General features: G+C 54.1%; 1 protein-coding gene. It reads left to right on the top strand.

Annotated features, from left to right (window positions below):
- The coding region (locus ABEA08_RS09475) for an IS4 family transposase (protein ID WP_345335059.1) at positions 1-764 on the top strand (764 nt) is incomplete at its 5' end.
- Between the last annotated feature and the right edge of the window lie 10 nt (positions 765-774).

The following is a 774-nucleotide window of genomic DNA, read 5'->3' as shown; positions in this document are numbered from 1 at the left end:
TGACCGCAGAGCTGATCGACAAGACACCGGATCATTCCCTCACGATCTTCGACAAGGGCTTCTATGCCTTGGGCCTCCTACACCGCTGGCAAAAAACGGGAGAGGAGCGCCACTGGATGATCCCGTTAAAAAAGGGGGCACGATATGAGGTGCTCAGAAAGATCAGTTCTGGCCACGAACTGGTAGAACTGCCGATCTCGCCACAAGCGCGGACAAAGTGGAGTGATGCACCGGCCACCATGACCGCTCGGCTCATCACCAAGATGGTCAACGGCAAGCGTGTTCAGATCCTGACGTCGATGACCGATCCCAAGCGCTATCCAGCGGCTGATATCGTGGATCTGTATGGCCACCGATGGGAGATCGAACTGGGCTATCGGGAGATGAAGCAGCATTTGCTTCATAGCCAGTTGACGGTCAGAAGCAAGAAGCCGGATACGGTGAAACAGGAGCTATGGGGCGTATTGCTTGCCTACAACTTGCTGCGATTTTTGATGGGGCAGATGGCCTATTCACTGAAGGGGGTTGAGCCTTATCAGATCAGCTTCAAAGGTGCTGCGATCTACTTAATCAGCCAGCTGCAGATGCTGCCAATGGTTTCACCGGGAAATATCCCCCGTGTGATTGGGCAGATCATCGGAATGGCTGCGGCCTTTGTACTGCCAATCCGGCGAGAGCGCCATTACCCTCGAGCTGTGAAGCGTCGTCCCCAGAAATACGCAGTTCGGCGACCACGAAAGAAAAATGCCAGTCAGCTTAACTGACTGGCATTAC

Origin of the sequence: Ferrimonas pelagia (genome assembly GCF_039543565.1) — a bacterium.
Lineage (GTDB): Bacteria > Pseudomonadota > Gammaproteobacteria > Enterobacterales > Shewanellaceae > Ferrimonas > Ferrimonas pelagia.
The sequence above is the reverse complement of the archived record's forward strand: the minus strand, read 5'-3'. Positions and strand labels throughout refer to the sequence as shown.